Genomic DNA, 3,959 nt, shown 5'->3' with positions numbered 1-3,959 from the left:
GTGCGTGCCCGGGTCAGGGGGTGGACGGGGACAGCTGGAGGGTGGTGGTCGTCGGGGATTCGCGCAGGACCTGGAGACGGGTGCCGGTGTCCGGGACCTTCACGCCCAGCTGCGGCAGGTCCGGGGTCCAGTAGCTGCCGCGGTGGTCGTCGAAGACGGCGACGCCCGGGCGGGAGGGGACCGTGAGGGTGCTGCCGGGCCGGTGGAGGGTGACCCGGTCGGTGGGGCGGGTGGAGAAGGTCGCGTCGAAGGTCTGGGCCCGGGCGTTGGCCAGGGTGCCGTCCGGGAAGCGGAGGGCGTCGGGGCGGGCGTCGACCGGCAGAATCAGGCCCGAACCCGGGTGCGCCTTCGTGGTGTTGTCGCTGTAGGCGGTGTCCCAGAGCCAGAGCAGCACGCCCTGCTGGTAGGGGTAGAACTCGACCCGGTTGTCCGTGGAGGTGAAGTTGTAGGGGCCCGTGCGGAGGTAGGAGCCGTAGCCGGTGTAGCGGCGGTTCTCCGCGAAGTAGGCGCGCGGGTGGGACTCCGTGCCCGTGCGGCCTTCGGTACGGGACCACTTGCGGGCGGTCCAGTCGTTCGCGCCGCTCTCCGCACCGTCCGTGAAGAGGGTGCGGCCGTCGGAGTCGGAGGTGATGCGGAGGTCGTCGAAGGTGACGCCGCGGCCGTGGGTGTTGCCGTCCGAGGTGGCGTGGAAGCGGATCCGGGTGGTGCCGGCCGGGAGCGGGACCTTCAGTTCGGTCCAGCCGGCGGAGGTGCCCGAGACGCCCTTCGGGGGGACGGGCTTGCCGTTCACCGTGCCGGGGAGCGGGGTCCAGGTGGCGCCGGAGTCGGGGGAGCCTTCGACCGTGAGGAAGTCGAAGTCCTGTTCCGTGTCGTACCAGAGGCGGGCGCCGAGGGTCGCCGGGCCGCCGGAGAGGTCCACCGTGCGGGTGAGGGTGTTGTCCATCAGGTCACCGGTGCCGCTCCACCACTGGCTCGCGCCCTCGTACGGGTCGGTGAGGTCGGTACGGGTGGTGGAGGGCGGGAGGTGGACCAGGAGGGCCTGGGGGTCCTGGGTGTTGTAGCCCGAGACGCCCAGGGTGGCGCGGGTCCTGCGGCCCGCGTCGGCCTCCGTGTAGTCCAGCCAGCCCAGCTGGAGCTTGCTCCACGGGTCCAGGTCGCCCGGGAAGCGGCCCGTGGTGTTGGGCCCCTTGCCCAGGTAGGAGGCCGAGGACATAAGGGACCAGAAGTTGACGCCGTTGTCCCCGTCCGAGCTGTACAGGTCGGGCAGGCCCAGGTCGTGGCCGAACTCGTGGGAGAAGAGGCCCGCCCCGCTGTTCTCGCCGCCGGTCAGGTAGTCGCCGGCCCAGATGCCGGTGTCACCGACCGGGGTGCCGCCCGCCTTGTTGCCCTCCGGGCCCGCCGAGCCGGCCTGGTCCCAGTACGCGAACCAGCGGTGCGCCCAGATCGCGTCCTTGCCCTGGTCGCCGCCGCCCCAGGTCTGGTCCTTGCCCGCGTGGACGACGACCAGGTGGTCCAGGTAGCCGTCGGGCTCGTCGAAGTTGCCGTCGTGGTCGGCGTCGTAGCGGTCCCAGACGTCGTACGGGGCGAGTTCGGCCTTGATCTCCTCCGGCGTACGGCCCTTCGCGCGCTCGGAGTCGTACCAGGCCTTCGTGGCGTCGCGGACCAGGTCCCAGTTGGTGCGGCACTGGCCGGTCTCGGTGCACTTGTCCGTGCCGTAACGGGCCTCGTTGTAGGGGAGCTTGACCCAGGCGGTTACCGTGCCGTCGAGGTCGTAACGGCCGGAGGACTGGAGGTTGTAGTAGGCCCGCATCGAGGCGGCGCCGGGGTCGGCGGAGAAGAACTGCTGCCGGTAGAAGTCCTGGTCGAAGTCCTTGCGCCAGAGGGTGTGGTTGTCGTCCGCGGGCGGCTTGGCGATGGTGTTGTGCAGGGGGCCGGGGGTGCCGCCGAAGCGGGGGTCCGTCTCGTCGCCGAACTCGGCGAGGATGACGAACACCTTGTCCTTGCGCTCCTGCGAGAGCTCGACGTACTGGTCGCCGATGCGGGCGGTGCGCGGGACCGGCCCGGCCCGGCGGGATCCGGCGCCGCCCGCCGCGACGCCCTCCAGGGCCTGGCGGCGAAGGGCCTGCCGCTGGACTTCGAGCGGTGCGGGCGTCGGAGAGGCCTCTTGTCCGGCCTGCGGGGAGGCGGCCGCCCGCGGGGGAGGGGCGGCCGCCTGGGCGGGCGTGGCGAGGAAGGCCCGCTCCCGCCGCGGCAAGTCTGCGCAACGGGGGTGACCTTTCCGGGAGTTCGGGGAGTGCTGGGAGCTCGGGGGGAGTTCGGAGCCCGGAGCGCAGGTAATATTTCACATGTCACAGGTCACGGCTAGGGGGCCTGCCGTGGGGATTGCCGTGCGGGCCGCGCCCCGCCCGGCGCCAGATCGCGCGCATCCCGAGGGCGAGGGCGGTCAGGGCCGCCACGACGATGGCCGCCTTGAGTGTCATGTCCAGCAGGAGGTGGCGCAGCAGGTCCGAGTGGTCCGCAGCGAGGAGAGTCGTCGGGGTCATCGGCGCTCCCCCTTCCGGCGGGTTCCGGCGGCCCCGTCCTCCAGGCGGCGCACGGCCGCACGGAGGGCGGAGCGGGCCAGTGGGTCGACCTGACGGCGGACCTGGTCGAGCCTGCCCCGGCGCTTGAGCACCAGGGCGACGGCGAAGACCAGGAGGGCCACCGCCACGGCGCCGGCGGCCAGCAGGGCGAACCTGATCAGCATGTAGGTGAGGTACGTCTCCACGGAGACCTCCCGATTCTATTTATCACGACTGTGATAGAACCCTTGGCTCTTTTATATCACGCATGTGATAGAAACGTCCCGTGCCCAAGTACGTGGATCCCGAAGCCCGCCGCCGCGACGTGGTGGACGCCCTGTTCCGGGTCGTCGTCCGCGACGGCCTCCAGCGCGCCTCCCTGCGCGCCGTGGCGGACGAGGCGGGGCTCAACATCGGCTCCCTGCGCCACTACTTCGCCAGTCAGCGGGAACTGATGGACTTCGCGATGCAGTCGATGCTCGACCGGCTCGGGGCCCGGCTCGTCCGGCGCGTCGAGGAGGCCGGGGACCTGGGCCGTCACCCGGGGCCCGAGCGGCTCCGCCTCGCGGTGGAGCTGCTGGCCGAGCTGCTGCCGCTGGACGAGGTCCGACGGGCGGAGGTCGCCGTGTTCCTCGACTTCAACACCGCCGCGCGCACCAGCCCGGAGTTCGCCGGACTCGCCCGGCGGACCGCCGTCGGCGCGCGGGAACTCGTACGACGCCTCCTCGGCCGCCTGGAGGCGACCGGCACGCTGCGGCCGGGGCTGGACCTCGACACCGAGACCGAACGCCTGACGGCACTGCTGGACGGGCTCGGCATGACCGCCGTACTCCACCCCGACCTGCTGGGAGCCGAGGCCTGCCTGGCCGTGCTGCGCGGGCACCTGGGGGACCTGGCCGCCCACTGACCCCACCGCGACGGCCGAACTCGGCGTTCGCCACGCCCCGTTCCCCGCGCGGCGCTATCGTGCCGGGCGGGGCAGGAAGGCAGACGAGGGGGCGTGCGCAGATGCGGTTTCTGTTCGTTCACGGCACGGGAGTACGGCGCGACCGCCACGACACCCTCTTCGCGCTGGTACGCGAGCGGCTCGCGGACCGCTTCCCCGGCGCGGCCGTCGACTCCTGCTTCTGGGGCGAGCGCTTCGGCGCGGCCCTGGGCTCGGGCGGCCGCTCCGTCCCCGGCCTGCGCACCGCCGCGGACACGGATGCGGCGGACACCGAAACCGCCGAATGGGGGCTGCTCCTCGCCGACCCGCTGTGCGAGCTGCGGGTGCTGGCGGAGGCCGGCTGGGACACCGGCGGGCCCGGGCACACCGACGGACACGACGCGGCGGACGACCCCTTCGCCATGCCCGGCGCACGACCCGCCGGAACACGCGTCCTCGGCCTCCTGCACCGC

General features: G+C 72.6%; 4 protein-coding genes and 1 pseudogene. 2 read left to right on the top strand and 3 right to left on the bottom strand.

The annotated features are described in order from the left end of the window. Window positions 1-13: 13 nt before the first annotated feature. The 3 genes from VR44_RS36805 to VR44_RS36795 all read right to left on the bottom strand — a co-directional run bounded on the left by VR44_RS36805 (window position 14) and on the right by VR44_RS36795 (window position 2,767). Entirely contained in the window at window positions 14-2,254 is a 2,241-nt protein-coding gene (locus tag VR44_RS36805) for an immune inhibitor A domain-containing protein (RefSeq protein WP_045952021.1), read from the bottom strand. Between the two features lie 94 nt (window positions 2,255-2,348). Continuing rightward, a complete protein-coding gene (locus tag VR44_RS36800) occupies window positions 2,349-2,543 on the bottom strand; it encodes a hypothetical protein (protein WP_045952020.1) in 195 nt (64 codons plus the stop codon). Then, window positions 2,540-2,767 (bottom strand): hypothetical protein, encoded by a 228-nt coding sequence (locus VR44_RS36795; RefSeq protein ID WP_045952019.1) that lies wholly within the window; start codon window positions 2,765-2,767, stop codon window positions 2,540-2,542. Before VR44_RS36795 ends, VR44_RS36800 begins: the two co-directional genes overlap by 4 nt. A gap of 80 nt (window positions 2,768-2,847) precedes the next feature. Here VR44_RS36795 and VR44_RS36790 point away from each other — a divergent pair, with 80 nt between their 5' ends. Both VR44_RS36790 and VR44_RS36785 read left to right on the top strand, forming a co-directional pair. Beyond that, window positions 2,848-3,468 (top strand): TetR/AcrR family transcriptional regulator, encoded by a 621-nt coding sequence (locus tag VR44_RS36790; RefSeq protein WP_045952018.1) that lies wholly within the window; start codon window positions 2,848-2,850, stop codon window positions 3,466-3,468. 101 nt (window positions 3,469-3,569) lie between these two features. Next, window positions 3,570-3,959: pseudogene (locus VR44_RS36785) on the top strand (hypothetical protein); the annotation flags it as partial.

Origin of the sequence: Streptomyces katrae, from assembly GCF_000966975.1 — a bacterium.
GTDB classification, from domain to species: Bacteria; Actinomycetota; Actinomycetes; order Streptomycetales; family Streptomycetaceae; genus Streptomyces; species Streptomyces katrae.
This window is presented reverse-complemented; position numbering and strand designations above follow the sequence as displayed.

What these genes read in the sequence shown, in the direction of transcription:
- VR44_RS36800 (WP_045952020.1), bottom strand. Translation starts at nt 2,543, where the DNA reads ATGACCCCGACGACTCTCCTCGCTGCGGACCACTCGGACCTGCTGCGC.